Here is a 1,616-nt window from a genome sequence, read left to right as displayed (position 1 = left end):
TCGCTCCCATTTCGATGCTCAGGATTACATGGAAAGTGGCACCCCAGGCATTAAGAGTACAGATGATGGCTGGATGAATCGACTATTAGGGACGATTCCCAAGGAAATACCAACTCAAGCCGTGAATATGGGCACCACAACCCCACGGATTCTATCGGGTCAGATGCCAGTGGCTAATTTACCGATGGGGAGAAATTATAATCACAAGCTGCCTGTAGACCGTCCCCAAATTGATGCTGCTTTTGATCAACTCTATCGTGGTAATAATGCTATTAATCGGGCTTATCAGGAAGGAAGTGAGGCACGGAAGATACTGCTGGCTGAGCTAAAGGAAGAAATGATGGCAGCTAACCGGGGAGCACCACCTTCCTCTAAATTTGTTGGTGATAGCCGCAAATTAGCCAAGCTGATGGTGGGGGATGCTAAGACCCAACTGGCATTTTTGGCCTTAGGTGGCTGGGATACCCATGTTAACCAGGGCGGTAGTCAAGGACAGCTGGCTCGAAAACTTAAGCCTATTGGACAAGGGTTGGCTACTCTAGTCAAAGCCTTAGAACCGATTTATGCCGATACTGTGATTGTGGTCATGTCAGAATTTGGTCGTACCCTGGCAGAGAATGGTAACAAGGGTACTGACCATGGACACGGGAATGTGATGTGGATCTTGGGTGGAGGCGTTCGCGGTGGTAAGGTCTATGGAGAGTGGCCCGGTTTGGCGGAATCCCAGTTGTATGAAAAACGGGACTTAGCCGTAACTACGGATTTTCGTGAGGTGCTGATGCCTGTGCTCAGGGAACATATGGAGATTGGAGACTCGAATTTAGCCCAAATCTTTCCTGGTTTTAGGTCTAATCAGAGTTTGGGGCTTTTGTAGGGAAACAGAAGTGTCCGAGGAGGGGAGTGCGATCACGTTTGGCCTTTTGGCCAAACGCGATCGCATTTTCTCGACCATGAGGTTCAGAGGTTCGTTCACGAGGCTCAGAGGTTCGTTCACGAGGCTCAGAGGTTCGTTCACGAGGCTCAGAGGTTCGTTCACGAGGCTCAGAGGTTCGTCCACGAGGCTCAGAGGTTCGTCCACGAGGCTCAGAGGTTCGTCCACGAGGCTCAGAGGTTCGTTCACGAGGCTCAGAGGTTCGTCCACGAGGCTCAGAGGTTCGTCCACGAGGCTCAGAGGTTCGTCCACGAGGTTCAGAGGTTCGTCCACGAGGCTCAGAGGTTTATGCGATCGCTTTTTAGGATTAATCACACTGGTACCAGTGCGTTCGCGAAGCGTGACCATTCGCGTAGCGTGGTCTTTTGGCCAAGGTCAATCGCGTTTTAGTTGATGCCGATACTTTTTAGCTACCAAAATCTACTTTGCAGATTTTAGCCCACTAATGCAAGCTGCTCTCGCAGCCAGGGGGTATCTCCCAAGGCTAAACCCAGACAAAGCCCGGCTTAGCGCATAAATGAAACTCCACTCTGGACAATTAACGTAACTACCAAAACCTTGGTTATCGGCTTTAATTTAAGTTACAAAGTATCTTTAATGGAATTAAATCTATGCTTAAAGTCTAACTCATCTTTGTAGATATTGCAATGTTTTTGTAGAAAATAACCAACAGCAGCTAGCCTTC

General features: G+C 48.8%; 2 protein-coding genes. One reads left to right on the top strand and one right to left on the bottom strand.

Features of this window, described 5'->3' with window-relative positions:
* Nucleotides 1-874, top strand: an 874-nt coding sequence (locus F6K49_RS47205) for a DUF1501 domain-containing protein (protein ID WP_293109424.1), incomplete at its 5' end; no start/stop codon positions are given.
* Here the strand turns inward: F6K49_RS47205 and F6K49_RS47200 are convergent.
* Nucleotides 821-1,204, bottom strand: a complete 384-nt coding sequence (locus F6K49_RS47200) for a hypothetical protein (RefSeq protein ID WP_293109422.1) — start codon at nt 1,202-1,204, stop codon at nt 821-823. The two genes, F6K49_RS47205 and F6K49_RS47200, sit on opposite strands and share 54 nt — an antisense overlap.
* Nucleotides 1,205-1,616 lie beyond the last annotated feature (412 nt).

It is taken from the genome of Moorena sp. SIO3I6 (genome assembly GCF_010672095.1).
The sequence above is the reverse complement of the archived record's forward strand: the minus strand, read 5'-3'. Positions and strand labels throughout refer to the sequence as shown.